Origin of the sequence: Streptococcus sp. 339 (assembly GCF_013277285.1) — a bacterium.
In the GTDB taxonomy this organism is placed as follows: Bacteria; Bacillota; Bacilli; order Lactobacillales; family Streptococcaceae; genus Streptococcus; species Streptococcus pseudopneumoniae.
Map to the genome: position 1 here is coordinate 1 of NZ_VMMR01000010.1, position 17,207 is coordinate 17,207.

General features: G+C 41.3%; 15 protein-coding genes and 5 pseudogenes. 9 read left to right on the forward strand and 11 right to left on the reverse strand.

The annotated features are described in order from the left end of the window. Nucleotides 1-277, reverse strand: a pseudogene (locus HT736_RS01620) (IS630 family transposase); the annotation flags it as partial. 39 nt (nt 278-316) lie between these two features. Between HT736_RS01620 and HT736_RS01625 the strand changes: the two are divergent. The 4 genes and pseudogenes from HT736_RS01625 to HT736_RS01640 all read left to right on the forward strand — a co-directional run. After that, nucleotides 317-463 (forward strand): annotated as a pseudogene (locus tag HT736_RS01625) (choline-binding protein A); the annotation flags it as partial. A 216-nt stretch (nt 464-679) separates the two neighbouring features. Further along, a pseudogene (locus tag HT736_RS01630) lies at nt 680-982 on the forward strand (ATP-binding cassette domain-containing protein); the annotation flags it as partial. Nucleotides 983-1,166: 184 nt separating this feature from the next. Next, nucleotides 1,167-1,541 carry a CidA/LrgA family protein gene (locus HT736_RS01635; protein ID WP_172930679.1) on the forward strand — a complete coding sequence of 125 codons (375 nt, stop codon included), beginning with the start codon at nt 1,167-1,169 and terminating at the stop codon, nt 1,539-1,541. Next, entirely contained in the window at nt 1,538-2,233 is a 696-nt protein-coding gene (locus HT736_RS01640) for an LrgB family protein (protein ID WP_001288943.1), read from the forward strand. Before HT736_RS01635 ends, HT736_RS01640 begins: the two co-directional genes overlap by 4 nt. A 253-nt stretch (nt 2,234-2,486) precedes the next feature. Here the strand turns inward: HT736_RS01640 and HT736_RS11560 are convergent. The 3 genes and pseudogenes from HT736_RS11560 to HT736_RS01650 form a co-directional block, all read right to left on the reverse strand. After that, nucleotides 2,487-2,636, reverse strand: a pseudogene (locus HT736_RS11560) (IS630 family transposase); the annotation flags it as partial. Nucleotides 2,637-3,222: 586 nt separating this feature from the next. Next, nucleotides 3,223-4,422, reverse strand: coding sequence for an ABC transporter permease (locus tag HT736_RS01645; protein WP_172930680.1), 1,200 nt, complete (start codon nt 4,420-4,422; stop codon nt 3,223-3,225). Beyond that, nucleotides 4,401-5,312 carry an ABC transporter ATP-binding protein gene (locus HT736_RS01650; protein WP_050261405.1) on the reverse strand — a complete coding sequence of 304 codons (912 nt, stop codon included), beginning with the start codon at nt 5,310-5,312 and terminating at the stop codon, nt 4,401-4,403. The genes HT736_RS01645 and HT736_RS01650 overlap by 22 nt, the downstream gene beginning before the upstream one ends. Before the next feature lie 122 nt (nt 5,313-5,434). On the opposite strand from HT736_RS01650, the gene HT736_RS11565 reads away from it, so the two are divergent. From HT736_RS11565 to HT736_RS01665, 3 genes and pseudogenes are all read left to right on the forward strand, one after another. Next, nucleotides 5,435-5,626, forward strand: coding sequence for a hypothetical protein (locus HT736_RS11565; protein ID WP_240154017.1), 192 nt, complete (start codon nt 5,435-5,437; stop codon nt 5,624-5,626). A 199-nt stretch (nt 5,627-5,825) separates the two neighbouring features. Further along, nucleotides 5,826-6,134: pseudogene (locus HT736_RS01660) on the forward strand (IS30 family transposase); the annotation flags it as partial. 399 nt (nt 6,135-6,533) lie between these two features. Then, complete coding sequence (locus HT736_RS01665) at nt 6,534-7,151, forward strand: TVP38/TMEM64 family protein (RefSeq protein ID WP_119919497.1); 618 nt, start codon at nt 6,534-6,536, stop codon at nt 7,149-7,151. Nucleotides 7,152-7,193: 42 nt separating this feature from the next. Here the strand turns inward: HT736_RS01665 and scrK are convergent, their stop codons facing one another. Next, complete coding sequence (gene scrK / locus HT736_RS01670; RefSeq protein WP_000164310.1) at nt 7,194-8,081, reverse strand: fructokinase ScrK; 888 nt, start codon at nt 8,079-8,081, stop codon at nt 7,194-7,196. 148 nt (nt 8,082-8,229) lie between these two features. After that, nucleotides 8,230-10,116 carry a sucrose-specific PTS transporter subunit IIBC gene (locus HT736_RS01675; RefSeq protein WP_172930681.1) on the reverse strand — a complete coding sequence of 629 codons (1,887 nt, stop codon included), beginning with the start codon at nt 10,114-10,116 and terminating at the stop codon, nt 8,230-8,232. A gap of 380 nt (nt 10,117-10,496) precedes the next feature. Here HT736_RS01675 and HT736_RS01680 point away from each other — a divergent pair, with 380 nt between their 5' ends. Together HT736_RS01680 and HT736_RS01685 are read left to right on the forward strand one after the other, a co-directional pair. Beyond that, nucleotides 10,497-11,951 (forward strand): glycoside hydrolase family 32 protein, encoded by a 1,455-nt coding sequence (locus HT736_RS01680; RefSeq protein ID WP_138707238.1) that lies wholly within the window; start codon nt 10,497-10,499, stop codon nt 11,949-11,951. After that, a complete protein-coding gene (locus HT736_RS01685; protein ID WP_000226009.1) occupies nt 11,932-12,897 on the forward strand; it encodes a LacI family DNA-binding transcriptional regulator in 966 nt (321 codons plus the stop codon). The genes HT736_RS01680 and HT736_RS01685 overlap by 20 nt, the downstream gene beginning before the upstream one ends. Before the next feature lie 35 nt (nt 12,898-12,932). Here HT736_RS01685 and HT736_RS01690 read toward each other — a convergent pair whose 3' ends face one another. From HT736_RS01690 to HT736_RS01710, 5 genes are all read right to left on the reverse strand, one after another. Continuing rightward, nucleotides 12,933-14,207, reverse strand: a complete 1,275-nt coding sequence (locus HT736_RS01690; protein ID WP_000704368.1) for a hydroxymethylglutaryl-CoA reductase, degradative — start codon at nt 14,205-14,207, stop codon at nt 12,933-12,935. Beyond that, a complete protein-coding gene (locus tag HT736_RS01695; RefSeq protein WP_000151945.1) occupies nt 14,207-15,379 on the reverse strand; it encodes a hydroxymethylglutaryl-CoA synthase in 1,173 nt (390 codons plus the stop codon). The genes HT736_RS01690 and HT736_RS01695 overlap by 1 nt, the downstream gene beginning before the upstream one ends. 130 nt (nt 15,380-15,509) lie before the next feature. Then, nucleotides 15,510-15,758, reverse strand: a complete 249-nt coding sequence (locus HT736_RS01700) for a hypothetical protein (RefSeq protein ID WP_025170610.1) — start codon at nt 15,756-15,758, stop codon at nt 15,510-15,512. Nucleotides 15,759-15,918: 160 nt separating this feature from the next. Then, nucleotides 15,919-16,368: a threonine/serine exporter family protein gene (locus HT736_RS01705; protein WP_000172685.1), complete on the reverse strand. Its 450-nt coding sequence runs from the start codon at nt 16,366-16,368 to the stop codon at nt 15,919-15,921. Nucleotide 16,369: 1 nt separating this feature from the next. After that, nucleotides 16,370-17,128, reverse strand: a complete 759-nt coding sequence (locus tag HT736_RS01710) for a threonine/serine exporter family protein (protein ID WP_000392948.1) — start codon at nt 17,126-17,128, stop codon at nt 16,370-16,372. Between the last annotated feature and the right edge of the window lie 79 nt (nt 17,129-17,207).

Sequence of the window (17,207 nt, forward strand, 5' to 3'; positions counted from 1 at the left end):
CCCATACTGAAGGGACAGCACAATCAAAATGTGCCGCAATTTCCCGTAAAAAAGCATCTGGATGAGCCTCTACAAAGGATTTCAATTCCTCTAAAGGAATCTTTCGGTTTTTGACGACTCGCTTTTTCCTCTCTAAGTGTCCTTGTTCACGTAAGTTCTTTTCCCACGTGAAGAGAGTTCTGACGCCAACATCAAAAACCTTGGCTGCCTCGACATGGCTGTGCCCCTCTTTGATGTAATCTAATGCTCGCTGTTTAAAATCTGTACTATATGCCATAGCTTTATTATAACATGCTTGTTTGAAACTAAGCAACTATATTACCTAAAAGACTCAGGTGCTATGTTAACAGGCTGGGTGAAAGATAGCGGATCTTGGTATTACCTTGCTTCAACTGGTAAGATGCTTCACAACACCTATACACCTGGTGGTTACTGTGTAGATACCGGTGGCGCTTGGAAATAATCTAAAGTATACATTTTATTCCTTCAGCTATTAGTGTACATGCTCAGACTAAATGTTATCAGAGCTACAAAAAAACTAGATAATAATACGAAAAGCGAATCGAAACAATGAATTCTGTTTTGTTCGCTTTTTGTTTCAATCTGTGTCATTACGATATTTTCATTTAATTGTATATCCCCCAAAAATTTACATTTTTATATGAAGTATTTTAGATAAAAGCAAACGCTAAATCATATCCTCAAAAAAACAGGTTTAGAACATTTGAAAAATCGAACGCTCAGCAATGATAGTCTGTCTGGTGGCGAGAAACAACGCCTAGAAATCGCTCGCGCCCTCTACCATGATAGCCAACTCATTTTAGCAGATGAGATTAAGGCCAATCTTGACTCGGAAAATAGCAGAAAAATTAGCGACTTGCTCTTCTCCCTACCTCAAACGGTCATTGAAGTCATTCACCACTACACAGAAGAGGACTTAAAAAACTACGACCAAGTCATTCACTTAAGCAGAGAAAAGTAGTATTCTTCGAAAATCGCTTCAAACTATGTCAGTTTGACCTACAAACCCAACACTTTACTTTGAGTAACATGCAGCTGACTTCCTAGTTTGTTCTTTAATTTTCATTATCCCTTGTTCATTTCCTTGAAATTTTCTGAAAAAAGAGTAAACTGGTATTCAAGAAGTCTATTTCGTGGAGTTTAGGATGAAATTATATGTTCAATTAATGATTCTCTTTGTGATTTCTCTAATCGGAGAGGGGATTTCCAGTTTCTTTCATTTGCCCATCCCAGGCAGTATTATCGGCTTGATTATTCTCTTTCTATCCCTACAATTCAAATGGTTGAGAACTAGGCATGTCAACATGGTGGGGAATTTCTTGCTAGCCAATATGACCATTCTCTTTTTGCCGCCAGCAGTAGGAATCATGGAAAAGTTTGATGTGATTGCTCCCTATCTCCTACCCATTGTTTTGATTGTCTTTTTTGCAGCAGTTGTCAATATTATCCTCATAGCCTTGGTAGTTCAGTTTATCAAACGACGGTTTGAGAGAGATTATGAGAAAGGAGATGCCAAATGAGTGAATTTGTTTCCAATCCCCTATTTGGGCTTGCCCTGTCTATCCTAGCTTATCTAGTGGGGATGTTGATTTACAGACGTTTTCCTCATCCATTGACAACGCCCCTGCTTTTGTCGGCTATTTTTATCATTATTTTTCTTAAGGTGACGGGTATTTCTTATCAAGATTACTACCAAGGTGGGGTTTATCTGAACAACTTGATTGTCCCGTCGACAGTGGCTTTGGGGATTCCGCTTTACAAGAGTTTTCATTTGATGAAGCACCATGCTCGGAGTATTCTCTTTGGTAGTCTGCTAGCAGTAGTTGTCAATACCTCTTTCACAGCCCTTGTGGCCAAAATCTTTGGTATGGACTTTTTCCTAGCCATTTCTCTCTTTCCCAAGTCAGTAACAACCGCCATGGCAGTGGGAATCACAGAAAAATTGCAAGGTCTGACGACCGTGACCTTGGTGGTAGTCGTGGCAACTGGGATTTTAACCAGTGTCATCGGACCAACCCTTTTGAAGTGGTTGAAAATTGACGACCCAGTAGCTGTTGGTCTTTCCCTTGGAGGAACAGGCCATGCAGTTGGAACAGGAACAGCCTTCCGATACGGCTCTGTAGCAGGAGCCATGGGTGGTTTGGCTATCGGTGTCACTGGTATTCTCTATGTCTTTGTCAGCCCCATCGTAGCTAGTTTGATATTGAGTTAATACTCTTCGAAAATCTCTTCAAACCGCGTCAACGTCGCCTTGCCGTAGGTATAGGTAACTGACTTCGTCAGTCTTATCCACAACCTCAAAACACTGTTTTGAGCTGACTTCGTCAGTTCTATCCACAACCTCAAAACACTGTTTTGAGCAGCCTGCGGCTAGTTTGCTCTTTGATTTTCATTGAGTATAAAAAGCAAGGAATTCGAGCAATCTCATTATGGTAGTGACATGGGGGTCTAACTTCTCATATTTATACATTTCTCCAATCAGTTAGTTGATTACAACCGAGATTTTCTATACTCTCCTTATAAGATTTTCGCATAAGATGAGACAGCACACGCTGAAGACGTCTATGTTATTTAGATTTAATGCAATCTTTTCAAAGAGTTTTGATAATCTATATTTCTTATTTAGTTTAGTTGATTTCATATCACTATACTATAATGCTTATCCAAATGATGACACTATCAAAACACCCTATTATTGGATGCTTACGAAACAGATTTTTATACTCTTCAAACCACGTCAGCTTGTCCTTAGTGTGTATACGTTACTGACTTGGTCAGTTCCTCAACTTCAAAACTATGTTTCGAGGAGCCTTCCGCTAACTTCCCAGTCTGATTTTCATTGAATATTAACGATACTTTATCACATAAAGAGGCTGGATGAAAAGTCTTCACAATCAAAAAACGCATCCTATCAAGTTGAGTCCTGATAGGATGCGTTTTTATATTATTGAAATTTTGTTACAGACCGATAAGAGTTCTATCATAATCAATAAATAAAGTGATGGGAAATAAGAATTGCACACCCTGGTTTTGGAATTCAAATCAATTTATAAGAATATTTTAGAAGTAATATTATCCTATTCCAGATTCAGTTCACTATACAATTGAGTTCTCAAGCAACCTGTTTACATAATGTGTACATAATTAGGTTCGTGATTCCACCCTTTTCACCTTTAAAAACCTCGCTTTCGCGAGGCTCTTCTATTTATAAGATAAGGCACGTTTAAAGGTTTTCCAAATCCCTAAATCATCCGTTTGAAGAACGAGACTAGCATACATGCGTCCGATAAATCCTGTTGCTACCACCGCAAAAATCACTGTAATAGCAAGTGAAATCCATGCTTCTGCTCCCCCCGCATAGCCATTAATCGTTCGAAACGGCATAAAGAAGGTCGAAATAAAGGGAATATATGAACCAATCTTCAAGAGGAGATTGTCTCCAGCTGTACCTAGAGCTGTCACTCCAAAAAAACCACCCATAATCAAAATCATCAAAGGCGACAAGGCTTTTCCTGAGTCCTCAGGACGAGAAACCATAGAACCTAGAAAGGCAGCCAAGACGACGTACATAAAGAGACTGACCAAAATAAAGAACAAGGTATTCAGTGAGAAAGCATCTCCCAAATGATCCAAAATACCAGACTGAGCCAAGAATGGCAAATCTTTAAAGAGTAGAATGGCTGCCAGACCACCTACCATATAAATCCCGATATGCGTTAAAATCACCAGAAACAGAGCCATCATCCGCGCATAGAAATAGTGACTAGCCCTTATGCTAGAAAAGACGACTTCCATAATTTTGGTGCCTTTTTCACTGGCAACTTCCTGAGCTGTTACACCCGCATAGGTAATCAGAATCATATAAAGAAAGAATCCTAAGGCGCCTGCTGCAATTGTTTGAATAAACTTTTTATTTTCCTTGGCTTCATCAATCTTTTCTGTGAATTGAATTGTCTGCGCTAAGCGTTTTTCCTGCTCTTGAGACAAGGAAGCAGTTGAACGATTAAGCTGATTTTGCAGTTCATTGAGTGTATCTGTAACTGCAAATTTAATTCCATTTTCAAGCGACGTTTCGCCATGATAAACTGCCTTCAAGACACTATCCTCTTGGTCAATAGTCAGATAGCCTTTTAATTTTTCATCTTTAATCGCTTCTTTGGCACTTGCTTCGTCTTTGTAGTCAAAATTAACACCATTTACATTCTTCAGTCCTTCTGCTACAGATGGCACTGTTGTCACTACTGCCACTTTATCATTTTTAGCCATTGAAGAGCCTTGGAGATAAGCAATTCCTCCAGAGATTCCTAAAAAGAGGAACGGTGAAATCACCATAAAGAAGAAACTCCACGATTTGACATGTCTAAGATAGGTTTCCTTGATTACAACCCACACATTTCCCATACTTCCACTCCTGATTCTAGTTTAAAGATTTCATCGATAGTTGGCGCTTGTTGGTCAAAGGTTGCGATATATTGCCCTTGAGTCAAGATTGGGAAGAGTTCTCTACCAGCACTCTCATCCTCCAAGATCAATTTCCAACTACCTTGTTTGGTCAAGCTCACCTGTTTGACATGAGGAAGGTTTTCCAATTCTTCCTTGCTTCGTTCACTTGAAACAAAGAGACGTGTTTTCCCGTATTGATTTCGGACATCCTGAACTGGTCCATGCAAGACCACACGGCCATCTCGGATCATGAGAATATCGTCACAAAGCTCCTCGACGTTGGTCATGACATGGTCAGAAAAGATAATGGTTGCCCCACGTTCTTTTTCTTGAAAAATAACTTGCTTGAGCAATTCTGTATTGACTGGGTCCAATCCACTAAAAGGCTCATCCAAGATAATCAAGTCTGGTTCATGAATCAGAGTAATAATGAGCTGAATCTTCTGCTGATTTCCTTTTGACAGACTCTTGATTTTATCTGTCAGCTTTCCTTTCACTTCCAACCTCTTCATCCATTGAGGGAGTTTTTCTTTGACTTCTTTGGCATCCATGCCTTTTAGAGTCGCCAAGTAGCGAACTTGTTCAAGAACTGTCAATTTAGGCATGAGACTGCGTTCTTCAGGCAGATAACCAATCCGAGCGTAGGTCTCCTGACGAATATCCTGACCATCTAGACTGATTTCTCCTTGGTATTCTAAAAACTTCAAAATACTGTGGAAAATCGTTGTCTTCCCAGCACCGTTTTTCCCGACTAGTCCCAAAATACGACCTGGTCGCGCTTGAAAGTCAATACCAAACAAAACTTGCTTGGATCCAAAACTTTTCTCTAGACTTCTTACTTCGAGCATCTTTAACCTCCGAAATTTCTTTCACTTATTATACTCCTTTTTGATAGCCTTTACAATGATTTCTGTCCATTTTTAGAAGACTAATGCTGTGTAAAATATGGCATGGAGCACTTTTATACTCAATGAAAATCAAAGAGCAAACTAGGAAGCTAGCCGTAGGCTGCTCAAAGTACAGCTTTGAGGTTGCAGATAAAACTGACGAAGTCAGCTCAAAACACTGTTTTGAGGTTATGGATAGAACTGACGAAGTCAGTAACTATATCTACAGCAAGGCGAAGCTGACGTGGTTTGAAGAGATTTTCGAAGAGTATTAGTGATAAATCCATTATACAGTAGCAAACTTAATTTATACCTTCCGCTCCTCAACTGTCTATTTTTAATCCTGAATTGTTATTTGAGTAACTCCTTTTTCCTCATAAAGTTTTCTTCCTCTAAAACTTCTGGAAAAAAGCGAATAGTTTCAGACAACATTTTTATAAGAAACAAGTTCATCTGTCATTTCAAGAAGGAGTAATCCTTTATCTACTAATGGACGGAACGGAATTCAACCGCTTGTCCCATATGTTTTCTAAGGAACATATCTACTATGCACATCCCTATGCCTCTTGGGAAAGGGGAACTAATGAGAATCGCAACAAGCTCATTCGTAAATGGTTACCTAAGCCTAAGGGAACTAAGAAAACGACTCCCAAAGAAATTGCATTCATCGAAAAGTGGATGAACAATTATCCTAAAAAATGCTTGAACTACAAGTCCTCCAGAGAAGACTTCTGGATGACTAACTTGAACTTGAAATTTAGCAATAATTCATTCACCATCTAACTATATTTAGTAATTATTTCAGAACTGATTAATATTAAAATTAACTAACGATTCAAAAGATTCATACTAGACATAAATTACGTCCATCAGAGAAACTCTTATTATTTTTAGATTTTAGTCTTTCTAGCTTCAGAACACATCTAAACTTTAGAGAAGATGACTATTCGAAAGCTCGAATGCTTCAAAATTATATCAGATAAGCTATTCGAACTTAGAATGCTTTTAAATTTATGGAATTGCGATTATTCGAAACCTAGAATGCATATAACCTTTAGTTGACAGACCTATTCTAAGTCTCGAAGACCTGTATTCCCATCTATTTCTTATCAAAAACACTCATTCCCCCTTTCTCCTCCAAAATATGGTATAGTAGAAATATACTATCTATGAGGAGTTTACATGTCACAGGATAAACAAATGAAAGCTGTTTCTCCCCTTCTGCAGCACCTTATCAATATCTCATCGATTGTCGGTGGGATTGGGAGTTTGATTTTCTGTATTTGGGCTTATCAGGCTGGGATTTTACAGTCCAAGGAAACCCTCTCTGCCTTTATCCAGCAGGCAGGCATCTGGGGGCCACCTCTCTTTATTTTTTTACAGATTTTACAGACGGTCGTCCCTATCATTCCAGGAGCCTTGACCTCGGTGGCTGGGGTCTTTATCTACGGTCACATCATCGGGACTATCTACAACTATATCGGCATTGTCATTGGCTGTGCCATTATCTTTTATCTGGTGCGCCTCTACGGAGCTGCCTTTGTCCAGTCTGTCGTCAGCAAGCGCACCTACGACAAGTATATCGGTTGGTTGGATAAGGGCAATCGTTTTGACCGTTTCTTTATTTTTATGATGATTTGGCCCATTAGTCCAGCTGACTTTCTCTGTATGCTGGCTGCCCTGACCAAGATGAGCTTCAAGCGCTATATGACTATCATCATTCTGACCAAGCCCTTTACCCTCGTGGTTTATACCTACGGTCTGACCTATATTATTGACTTTTTCTGGCAAATGCTTTGACACGTAAAAAATCCGTTTGGTTTCCCAAGTGGATTTTGTGCTTTATTTTGAAACTTCTTTTGCAAGGACAAAGTTCCCAAGAGTAGCAGAACCATTTCCTGCAACTGCTGGCGTCACGATGTAATCACGCACATCAGGTACTGGTAGGTAACCATTGAGAAGAGATGTAAATTTCTCACGGACACGGTCCAGCATGTGTTGTTGAGCCATGACTCCTCCACCAAAGACAATCACGTCTGGGCGGAAAGTCACTGTCGCATTGACCGCAGCTTGAGCGATATAGTAGGCTTGGACATCCCAAACAGGGTTATTGAGTTCAATATTTTCCCCACGTACACCTGTACGAGCTTCCAAACTTGGACCAGCTGCATAGCCTTCCAAACATCCCTTATGGAAAGGACAAACACCCTTAAACTCTTTTTCAATATCCATTGGGTGTCTAGCCACATAGTAATGACCCATTTCAGGATGACCCACACCGCCGATAAACTCACCACGTTGGATGACACCTGCACCGATACCTGTACCGATTGTGTAGTAAACCAAGTTTTCGATACGACCACCAGCATTATTACGGGCAACCACTTCACCATAGGCAGAGCTGTTTACGTCTGTAGTGAAGTACATTGGCACGTTTAGGGCGCGACGAAGGGCACCAAGCAAGTCCACATTTGCCCAGTTTGGTTTTGGAGTCGTTGTGATAAAGCCATAAGTTTTTGAGTTTTTGTCAATATCAATCGGACCAAATGAACCAACTGCAAGACCAGCAAGGTTGTCGAATTTTGAGAAGAACTCAATGGTTTTATCGATTGTTTCGATTGGAGTTGTTGTTGGAAATTGTGTTTTTTCTACAACGTTAAAGTTTTCATCACCGACAGCACAGACAAACTTTGTACCGCCCGCTTCCAAGCTTCCATATAATTTTGTCATGATAAACCTCTTGTTTTTATTTTCTTTATTATAGCATATTTCGAAAGTCTAAATTTCTCTATTTTTTAGATTTTCCTCTGTAAATCTTACCATTCAAGCAAAAACGAACAAACATGTCATTTGTTCGTTTTCATTTAGCTAGGAAAGATTAAGCTTTCACTTCGATAAGAGCATCCCCCTTCGCAACTGAACCTGTTGCGACTGGAGCTACTGAAGAGAAGTCAGCTGTGTTTGTAACGATAACCATTGTTGTATCATCAAGACCAGCTGCAGCGATTTTGTTTGAGTCAAATGTTCCAAGAACATCGCCTGCTTTCACCTTGTCACCTTGGGCAACTTTTGCTTCAAAACCGTCACCATTCATAGATACAGTGTCAATACCAACGTGGATCAAGACTTCAGCACCATTAGTTGTTTTCAAACCAAAGGCGTGTCCTGTTGCAAAGGCGATTGAAACTTCAGCATCAGCTGGTGCATAGACCACACCTTGGCTAGGTTTCACAGCGATACCTTGTCCCATAGCTCCACTTGAGAAGACTGGGTCATTGACATCAGCAAGAGCTACAACGTCACCAACGATAGGAGTTACAAGTGTTTCATTTTGAAGAGCTGCTGGAATGTTACCAGTTGTTTCTTCTTGGACCAAACGTTCTGTCGCTACTTCAGTAGCAACTTCTTTTTCATCCTCATAACCAAACATGTAAGTAAGAGCAAAACCAAGGGCAAATGATACGGCTACCATAAGAAGGTATTGGGCAAGTTGTCCGTTACCAACATAAAGCATTGTACCAGGGATGATGGTGATACCATTACCAGTACCAGCAAGTCCAAGGATAGAAGCCAATCCACCACCGATTGCACCAGCGATCAATGAAAGGAAGAATGGTTTACGGAAGCGCAAGTTTACCCCGAAGATAGCAGGCTCTGTAATACCTAGGAAGGCAGAAAGAGCAGCTGGGAAAGCAAGTGTTTTCAGTTTTGGATTTTTAGTTTTAACACCAACCGCAACAGTCGCAGCACCTTGAGCTGTCATAGCAGCTGTGATGATAGCATTGAATGGGTTAGCATGGTCAGCAGCAAGCAATTGCACTTCAAGCAAGTTGAAGATGTGGTGCACACCTGACACGACGATCAATTGGTGAACCCCACCAACCAAGAAACCACCAAGACCAAGTGGCAAGCCAAGAATTGCTTTTGTACCAATAAGGATATAGTTTTCAACAATGTGGAAGACTGGTCCGATGACAAAGAGTCCAAGGATAGACATGACCAAAAGTGTTACAAATGGTGTTACCAAGAGGTCAATGACATCTGGAACGACCTTGCGGACAGCTTTTTCAAATTTTGCTCCGACAACCCCGATGATGAAGGCTGGAAGAACGGAACCTTGCAAACCAACAACAGGGATGAAACCAAAGAAGTTCATAGCCGTTACTTCACCACCTGAAGCAACTACCCAAGCGTTTGGAAGTGAGCCAGAAACAAGCATCATACCAAGAACGATACCAACGGCTGGATTTCCACCGAATACACGGAAGGTTGACCACACAACCAAACCTGGCAAGATGATGAAGGCTGTATCTGTCAAGATTTGTGTGTAAGTTGCAAAGTCTCCTGGAAGTGGCATTTCAAGAGCATTGAAAAGACCACGCACCCCCATAAAAAGACCTGTTGCTACGATAACTGGGATGATTGGAACGAAAACGTCACCGAAAGTACGGATCGCACGTTGGAACCAGTTCCCTTGTTTAGCAGCTTCTGCTTTCATGTCATCTTTAGATGATGTTGGTAAACCAAGTGCAACAACTTCATCGTACATTTTGTTTACTGTACCAGTACCAAAGATGATTTGGTATTGACCTGAGTTAAAGAAAGCACCTTGAACTTTTTCCAAGTTCTCAATCACTTCTTTATTGATTTTTCCTTCATCTTTGACCATGACACGAAGACGAGTCGCACAGTGAGCTACACTGTTGACATTTTCACGTCCACCCAAGGCATCGATGACTTTTTTTGCAATTTCCTGATTGTTCATTTGCAAAAATCTCCTTATATAAAATTTTGTTCTTGTTTGAAAGCGATTTTATTCGCCCTACGACTATTATTTTATCATGTTTTAGAAATATGTCAAGCGTTTTGCAGAAAAAATATTCTATCCACTTAGTGGACACGCTTTAGATTGATTGTTTTTGACTATTTTATCAGGTATTCCTTGAAAAAATAAGTTTAAAATCTTGGGTGAAAAGGATTTTGCTTCATTTTATTTCAATTTTTTGTAGATAGATGATTGATTTTCTGCTTTTAATTTGTGATAAACGTTTGACAGTTTTTTCTCTTTTTTAACATAAAAGGCTTGCATTTTTTATCGAAAACGGTTACTATTAAAAGTGATAAGATTTTTGGAGGAATGAATGAATGGAATGGACAACTGAGCGTCGTTACAGACTTTATCAAGATTGGACGCAAGAAGAAATTCAACATATAAAGGAAAATATGGCTCAATCTCCATGGCATACTCATTACCATGTTGAGCCAAAAACAGGACTTCTAAACGATCCAAATGGCTTTTCCTACTTTGATGGGAAGTGGGTTGTTTTTTATCAGAACTTTCCTTTTGGTGCAGCCCACGGTTTGAAATCTTGGGTGCAGTTGGAAAGTGAGGACTTGATTCACTTCACAGAAACTGGAGTCAAAGTTTTGCCTGATACTCCATTAGATAGCCACGGTGCCTACTCTGGTTCTGCCATGCAGTTTGGCGATAACTTGTTTCTATTCTATACAGGAAATGTCCGTGATGAAAACTGGATCCGTCAACCCTACCAGATCGGCGCTTTGATGGACAAGGATGGCAAGATTACCAAGATTGACAAGATCTTGATTGACCAGCCAGCAGACTCAACTGACCACTTCCGTGACCCGCAAATTTTTAACTTCAAGGGCCAATACTATGCTATCGTCGGTGGACAGGACTTGGAGAAAAAAGGCTTCGTCCGTCTCTACAAGGCTGTAGACAACGACTATACAAACTGGCAAGCCGTTGGCAACCTTGACTTTGCTAACGACCGTACTGCCTACATGATGGAATGTCCAAATCTGGTCTTTGTAGGGGAGCAACCTGTCCTTCTCTACTGCCCACAAGGATTGGATAAAAAAGTTCTAGACTACGATAACATCTTTCCAAATATGTATAAAATTGGTGCTTCCTTTGACCCTGAAAACGCCAAAATGGTAGATGTATCTCAACTTCAAAACATGGACTATGGTTTCGAAGCCTATGCAACTCAAGCCTTCAACGCTCCTGATGGACGTGCTCTAGCTGTTAGCTGGCTTGGCTTGCCTGATGTTTCATATCCATCTGACCGTTTTGACCACCAAGGAGCCTTCTCTTTGGTCAAGGAACTCACTATCAAAGACGGCAAACTCTACCAATACCCAGTCGCAGCTATCAAGGACCTTCGTGCTTCTGAAGAAGCCTTCTCAAATCGTGCCCAAACTAGGAACACTTACGAACTCGAACTCAACTTGGAAGCCAATAGCCAGAGCGAGATTGTCTTACTTGCTGATAAAGAAGGCAAGGGACTTTCCATCAACTTTGACCTTGTAAATGGTCAAGTGACAGTGGATCGTAGCCAGGCTGGAGAACAGTATGCCCAAGAATTTGGGACAACTCGTTCTTGCCCTATCGAGAATCAGGCTACTACTGCTACAATCTTCATCGATAACTCTGTCTTTGAAATTTTCATCAATAAAGGAGAAAAAGTATTTTCTGGTCGTGTCTTCCCACATGCGGACCAAAATGGTATCCTGATCAAATCTGGAAACCCAACTGGAACTTACTATGAATTAGATTATGGTCGCAAAACTAACTGATGTCGCCAAACTTGCAGGCGTCAGCCCTACTACCGTTTCTCGGGTTATCAATAAAAAAGGCTATTTATCAGAAAAAACCATTCAAAAAGTCAATGAAGCCATGCGGGAATTGGGCTATAAGCCCAACAACCTAGCTCGTAGTTTGCAAGGAAAATCGGCTAAATTAATCGGCTTGATTTTCCCAAATATTTCCAACGTTTTCTACGCAGAATTGATTGATAAGCTGGAACACCAACTCTTCAAAAATGGTTACAAGACCATCATCTGCAACAGTGAGCATGATTCTGAGAAGGAACGCGAATACATCGAAATGTTGGAAGCCAATCAGGTGGACGGCATCATTTCTGGTAGTCACAACTTGGGAATCGAAGACTACAATCGAGTGACGGCACCAATTATTTCCTTTGACCGAAATCTGTCACCAGACATTCCAGTCGTTTCCTCTGACAACTACGCTGGTGGAGTTCTTGCTGCCCAGACCTTGGTTAAGACAGGCGCCCAATCTATCATCATGATTACAGGGAATGACAATTCCAATTCGCCTACTGGACTACGCCACGCTGGTTTTGCATCCGTACTTCCAAAAGCTCCTATTATCAATGTTTCCAGTGACTTTTCTCCCGTCAGAAAAGAAATGGAAATCAAGAATATCTTGACTCGACAAAAGCCAGATGCCATCTTTGCTTCAGATGATTTGACAGCTATTTTGGTCATTAAAATCGCTCAAGAATTGGGCATTTCTGTACCAGAAGAGCTCAAGGTCATCGGCTATGATGGTACCTACTTTATCGAAAATTACTACCCTCAACTGGCTACTATCAAGCAACCCTTGGAAGAGATTGCCTGCCTCACTGTCGATCTTCTCTTGCAGAAGATCGAAGGCAAGGAAGTTGCGACAACTGGTTACTTCTTACCAGTTACCTTATTACCAGGAAAAAGTATTTAAATACAAGAAAACTCAGACCGAATTCGTCTGAGTTTTTATGATCTTAAATTTTCTAGGTAGCGCTGGGCTGTCTCTAGGTTAAAGGTTTTATCTGCGATGAGGCGCTCGACTAGGGGAGCAACTTCGGATTCACTAGCACCTGCGAGAAGTGCCAAAGATTTAGCCTGCAATTTCATGTGGCCTTGCTGAATCCCTGTACTCACCAAGGCTTTGAGGGCCGCAAAATTTTGGGCAAGCCCGATAGACACGATAATCTGGGCTAATTCTTTGGCAGAAGGATTTCCCAATAATTCATGACTGAGAGCTACACGAGGGTTGAGACCAACAGAGCCACCCTTGGTCGCTACAGGCATGGGTAAGGTCATCTCACCGACCAATTCTTCTCTTTCAAGATCCAGCGTCCAGCGACTGAGACCTTGATAGCGCCCGTCTCGACTAGTAAAGGCATGAGCCCCCGCCTCAATGGCACGCCAGTCATTACCAGTGGCAATCAAAATGGCATCAATACCGTTAAAAATCCCTTTATTGTGGGTAGCCGCTCGATAAGGATCAGCTTGCGCAAACTGACTAGCCAAGGCTATCTTCTCTGCAATTTCTCGTCCTTGCTCCTTTTGGCGGATCAAGTAGCGAAAGGCGATGCGACAGCTTGCAGTCACCAGAGAATCAGTTGCGTAGTTGGACAGGATTCCCATGAGACTCTGTCCCTGACTGAGTTCTTCTAAGACTGGTTTCAAGGCTTCCAGCATGGTGTTGAGCATATTGGCACCCATGGCTTCCTGGGTATCGACATGAATATAAACAACGAGAAAGTCTGGTTCGCCTTTTATCTGCTCGACATGCAGATCACGCGCCCCACCTCCACGTTTAACGATAGAAGGATAGGCTTGATTGGCAAGTTCTAGGAGCTCTGCTTTCTTGCTGGCAATCTTCTCTTGCGCTTGTTCAGGGTCAGCAACTTGATAAAGGGCTACCTGTCCAATCATCTGGCGCTCATGAACCTGAGCAGTAAAGCCACCTGCTCGCTTGATGATTTTACTAGCATAGCTGGCCGCAGCAACCACGGACGGTTCTTCTGTCACATAGGGAACTGTGTATTCCTGACCGTTAACGAGAACCTCTGGGACCAGCGAATAAGGCAGAGAAAAAGTTCCCACCACATTCTCACTCAGCTGATCTGCCACAGTTACACTCATCTGTTCATCCTGCTCTAAACTCTCTTGCCTCTCAGGACTAAGGAACGCCTGAGCTTTTAACAGCTCGAGGCGCTCTTGGTATGATTTTTTAGAAAATCCATTCCAACTTATCTTCATTATTTTTCAACCTTGCTATAACGGCGTTGGTGATCAACAATTTCAACCAAGGCAAAATCTTGATTTTCATAGCCAGCAAACTGAGCAGAATTTGTTTCATCTAAGTCTACTTCTTCAAAGAAGACTTTTTCATAGTCTGCAACAGATAAGGCAGTTCGTTGGTTGAGCTTGTTCAAGCGGTCTTTATCCAGATAAGCTTCATAACCTTCAACCAATTCACCGCTGAAGAACTCAGCTACAGCACCACTTCCGTAACTATAAAGGGCGATTTTATCCCCAGCCTTCAAGCTATCTGTATTTTCCAAGAGAGACAGAAGCCCAAGGAAAAGTGAACCTGTGTAGATATTCCCCACCTTTTGACTGTAAAGAATAGACTGGTCAAAATGCTTTTGCAAGAGGTCTTTTTTCTCTTGAGGCAGGCTCTTATCCATGATTTTTTTCAAACCTTTTAAGGCTAATTTAGGATAAGGCAAATGGAAACAAACAGCCGCAAAATCATCCAAAGTAAGCTGGTAGCGTTTTTGATATTCAAGCCAAGTCGTTTTCAAACTATCCAAATATTGTTGGGTAGAATAGACACCATTTACATAAGGAGTTGTCGAGTAATTTGGACGCCAAAAATCCATGATGTCACGGGTTTGAGCAACATTGTCATTATTAAAGGCCATCATGCGTGGATTTTGTGTAATCAACATGGCCACACTTCCAGCACCTTGAGTTGGTTCTCCTGGAGTTTCAATACCGTACTTGGCAATATCACTGGCAATGACCAAGACCTTGGACTCTGGAGAATTTTCCACATGCAATTTGGCATAATGAAGGGCAGCTGTCGCTCCATAGCAGGCTTCTTTAATCTCGAAACTACGCGCAAAGGGCTGAATACCCAGCAAGCCATGCACAAAGACGGCTGCAGCCTTACTCTGGTCAATTCCTGACTCGGTCGCCACAATGACCATGTCAATTTCTGCTCTTTCTTGCTCAGTTAAAATAAAGTCACTAGCACTGGCCGCCAAGGTCACGATGTCCTCAGTTAAGGGCGCAATACTCAATTCCTCGAGTAAGAGTCCTTTGCTTAATTTTTCAGGGTCAATTCCCCTCGCTTCTGCTAAGTCTTGTAACTTCAAGACATATTGACTGGTCGCAAAACCAATCTTATCAATACCGATTGTCATATTTACCTCTGTTTTATCATTCATGTAAAAAATCGTTCGGTACTATTTTATCACAAATGGCAGTAAAAGAGATAAAAAAGACTTGATTCACCAAATCAAGCCTCTTATTGGTCATAATTTCAAAGAATGATTAGTTGCTAGAGAGTTCACCGATATAAGTAGCTTTATAAGCCCCATTCTCAGTTATCAGTTCCTGGAGGATTAAATTTCCTGAGTAAGTCCTTCCCATCTCATCTACAAATTCTTGATAAAACTGACTGGTCGGAATTTCTCTGACATCCTTATCAAATGTCTTGTCAAGTGTTTTACTAACCTTTTCGGCAATCAACTGATGCTCTTGTAATCCACTTTGAAACTCTGAACCCAAACTAGAAACCATGACTGGGATAAGCAACAAAGTCAGTAGACTTACAGACAATAAGGAAAATAGTGATTTTTTCATGATTTTTCCTCCTTTATATAGAGAGAATAGCATACATAGAAAGCCTTGTCACTATATTTATCTCATTTTTCAGAAAATTCTTTTATTTCTGTAAAGTCTACGATACTCGATGTGTTTTTATATAATGATACAGTCTGAGAATCACTGTTCCGCTAGCCATTCCAATGGAAATGACCAGAGCCAGCATAACAACTAATGTTGCACTTGCCAGCGCTTTATTATAGTCCCCTGTCACAAAAAAGGCAGTTGTCCGATAGGAGAGATAACCCGGAACCAAGGGTGCCAAGATTGCTAAGATAAAGACCACAGCAGGAGTCTTATAAAGAATACTTAAAATCTGGCTGACACAAGAACCTATAATGGCTGCAATAAAAGTAGCCACAATAACATTGGTCGGTTCCTTGAGCAAGAGATAGACTAGCCAGACAGCCATGCCCAAAATTCCTCCTGGTAAGAGCATGGACCGCTGAACATTGAGTACGATTAGAAAGGTAATAATAGCAAGAAGACTTGCTACTGCTTGTAATAAAAAGGTTATTAGTGTCATATTAGTTCATCAATACCAAGGCGACAGAAGTTCCTGCCCCTAAAGCAAGGGTAATGAGCAGGGATTCAAACATCTTGCTCATACCAGAGTTTATGTGGTTGGTCATAATATCACGAACCGCATTGGTCAAGGCAATTCCTGGAACAAACGGCATGACCGCACCAGCTATAATCAAGTCTGCCGTTGAAGGAAAGCCTGTGTAGCGAGCCCAAAACTGGGCAATCATTCCAAAGACGAAGGCCCCAGCAAAGGCTGTCACAAAGGGAATTCGGATAAACTTCTCCACATAGAGGGAAAAGGCAAAACCAAATAAGGTCGCCACTCCTGCCCCAAGTGCGTCGTAGATATTTCCACTAAACATAACCGAAAAGAAAGGAGCACTTAAGGTCGCAGCCAGAGTTACCTGCAACTTAGTATAGGGAAGGGGTTGGGCCTGCAAGGCCGTCAATTGCTTAAAGGCTGTTTCTAAATCAATCTGCCCCCCAACCAGCTGACGAGAAATCTGGTTCACATCGCAGACTTTTTCGATGTTATAAGAAGAGGAGGTCACCCGCTTCATGCGCGAAATATTGGTATTTTCAATAGAGAAAAAGATAGCGGCAGGCATGGCAAGGACATTGCAATCCACAATCCCCTGCGAATGCGCAATCCGAATCATGGTATCTTCTACGCGATGAATCTCTGAACCACTTTTAAGGAGAATAGTCCCCGCTAGCATAATCACATCGATGACGGCATTTAATTCTCTTGATTCTTCCATGCGTTCCTCCTTTTATCAACTCCTTCTATTCTATCACAAATCCGGACTCAAAAAAAATCTTTGCCATGAAATCATGACA

Excerpts from the sequence above, each read along its gene's own strand:
- HT736_RS01635 (WP_172930679.1), top strand. The coding sequence starts at position 1,167 with ATGAAATTATATGTTCAATTAATGATTCTCTTTGTGATTTCTCTAATC.
- HT736_RS01640 (WP_001288943.1), top strand. The coding sequence starts at position 1,538 with ATGAGTGAATTTGTTTCCAATCCCCTATTTGGGCTTGCCCTGTCTATC.
- HT736_RS01645 (WP_172930680.1), bottom strand. The coding sequence starts at position 4,422 with ATGGGAAATGTGTGGGTTGTAATCAAGGAAACCTATCTTAGACATGTC.
- HT736_RS01650 (WP_050261405.1), bottom strand. The coding sequence starts at position 5,312 with ATGCTCGAAGTAAGAAGTCTAGAGAAAAGTTTTGGATCCAAGCAAGTT.
- HT736_RS11565 (WP_240154017.1), top strand. The coding sequence starts at position 5,435 with ATGAAAATCAAAGAGCAAACTAGGAAGCTAGCCGTAGGCTGCTCAAAG.
- HT736_RS01665 (WP_119919497.1), top strand. The coding sequence starts at position 6,534 with ATGTCACAGGATAAACAAATGAAAGCTGTTTCTCCCCTTCTGCAGCAC.
- scrK (WP_000164310.1), bottom strand. The coding sequence starts at position 8,081 with ATGACAAAATTATATGGAAGCTTGGAAGCGGGCGGTACAAAGTTTGTC.
- HT736_RS01675 (WP_172930681.1), bottom strand. The coding sequence starts at position 10,116 with ATGAACAATCAGGAAATTGCAAAAAAAGTCATCGATGCCTTGGGTGGA.
- HT736_RS01680 (WP_138707238.1), top strand. The coding sequence starts at position 10,497 with ATGGAATGGACAACTGAGCGTCGTTACAGACTTTATCAAGATTGGACG.
- HT736_RS01685 (WP_000226009.1), top strand. The coding sequence starts at position 11,932 with ATGGTCGCAAAACTAACTGATGTCGCCAAACTTGCAGGCGTCAGCCCT.
- HT736_RS01690 (WP_000704368.1), bottom strand. The coding sequence starts at position 14,207 with ATGAAGATAAGTTGGAATGGATTTTCTAAAAAATCATACCAAGAGCGC.
- HT736_RS01695 (WP_000151945.1), bottom strand. The coding sequence starts at position 15,379 with ATGACAATCGGTATTGATAAGATTGGTTTTGCGACCAGTCAATATGTC.
- HT736_RS01700 (WP_025170610.1), bottom strand. The coding sequence starts at position 15,758 with ATGGTTTCTAGTTTGGGTTCAGAGTTTCAAAGTGGATTACAAGAGCAT.
- HT736_RS01705 (WP_000172685.1), bottom strand. The coding sequence starts at position 16,368 with ATGACACTAATAACCTTTTTATTACAAGCAGTAGCAAGTCTTCTTGCT.
- HT736_RS01710 (WP_000392948.1), bottom strand. The coding sequence starts at position 17,128 with ATGGAAGAATCAAGAGAATTAAATGCCGTCATCGATGTGATTATGCTA.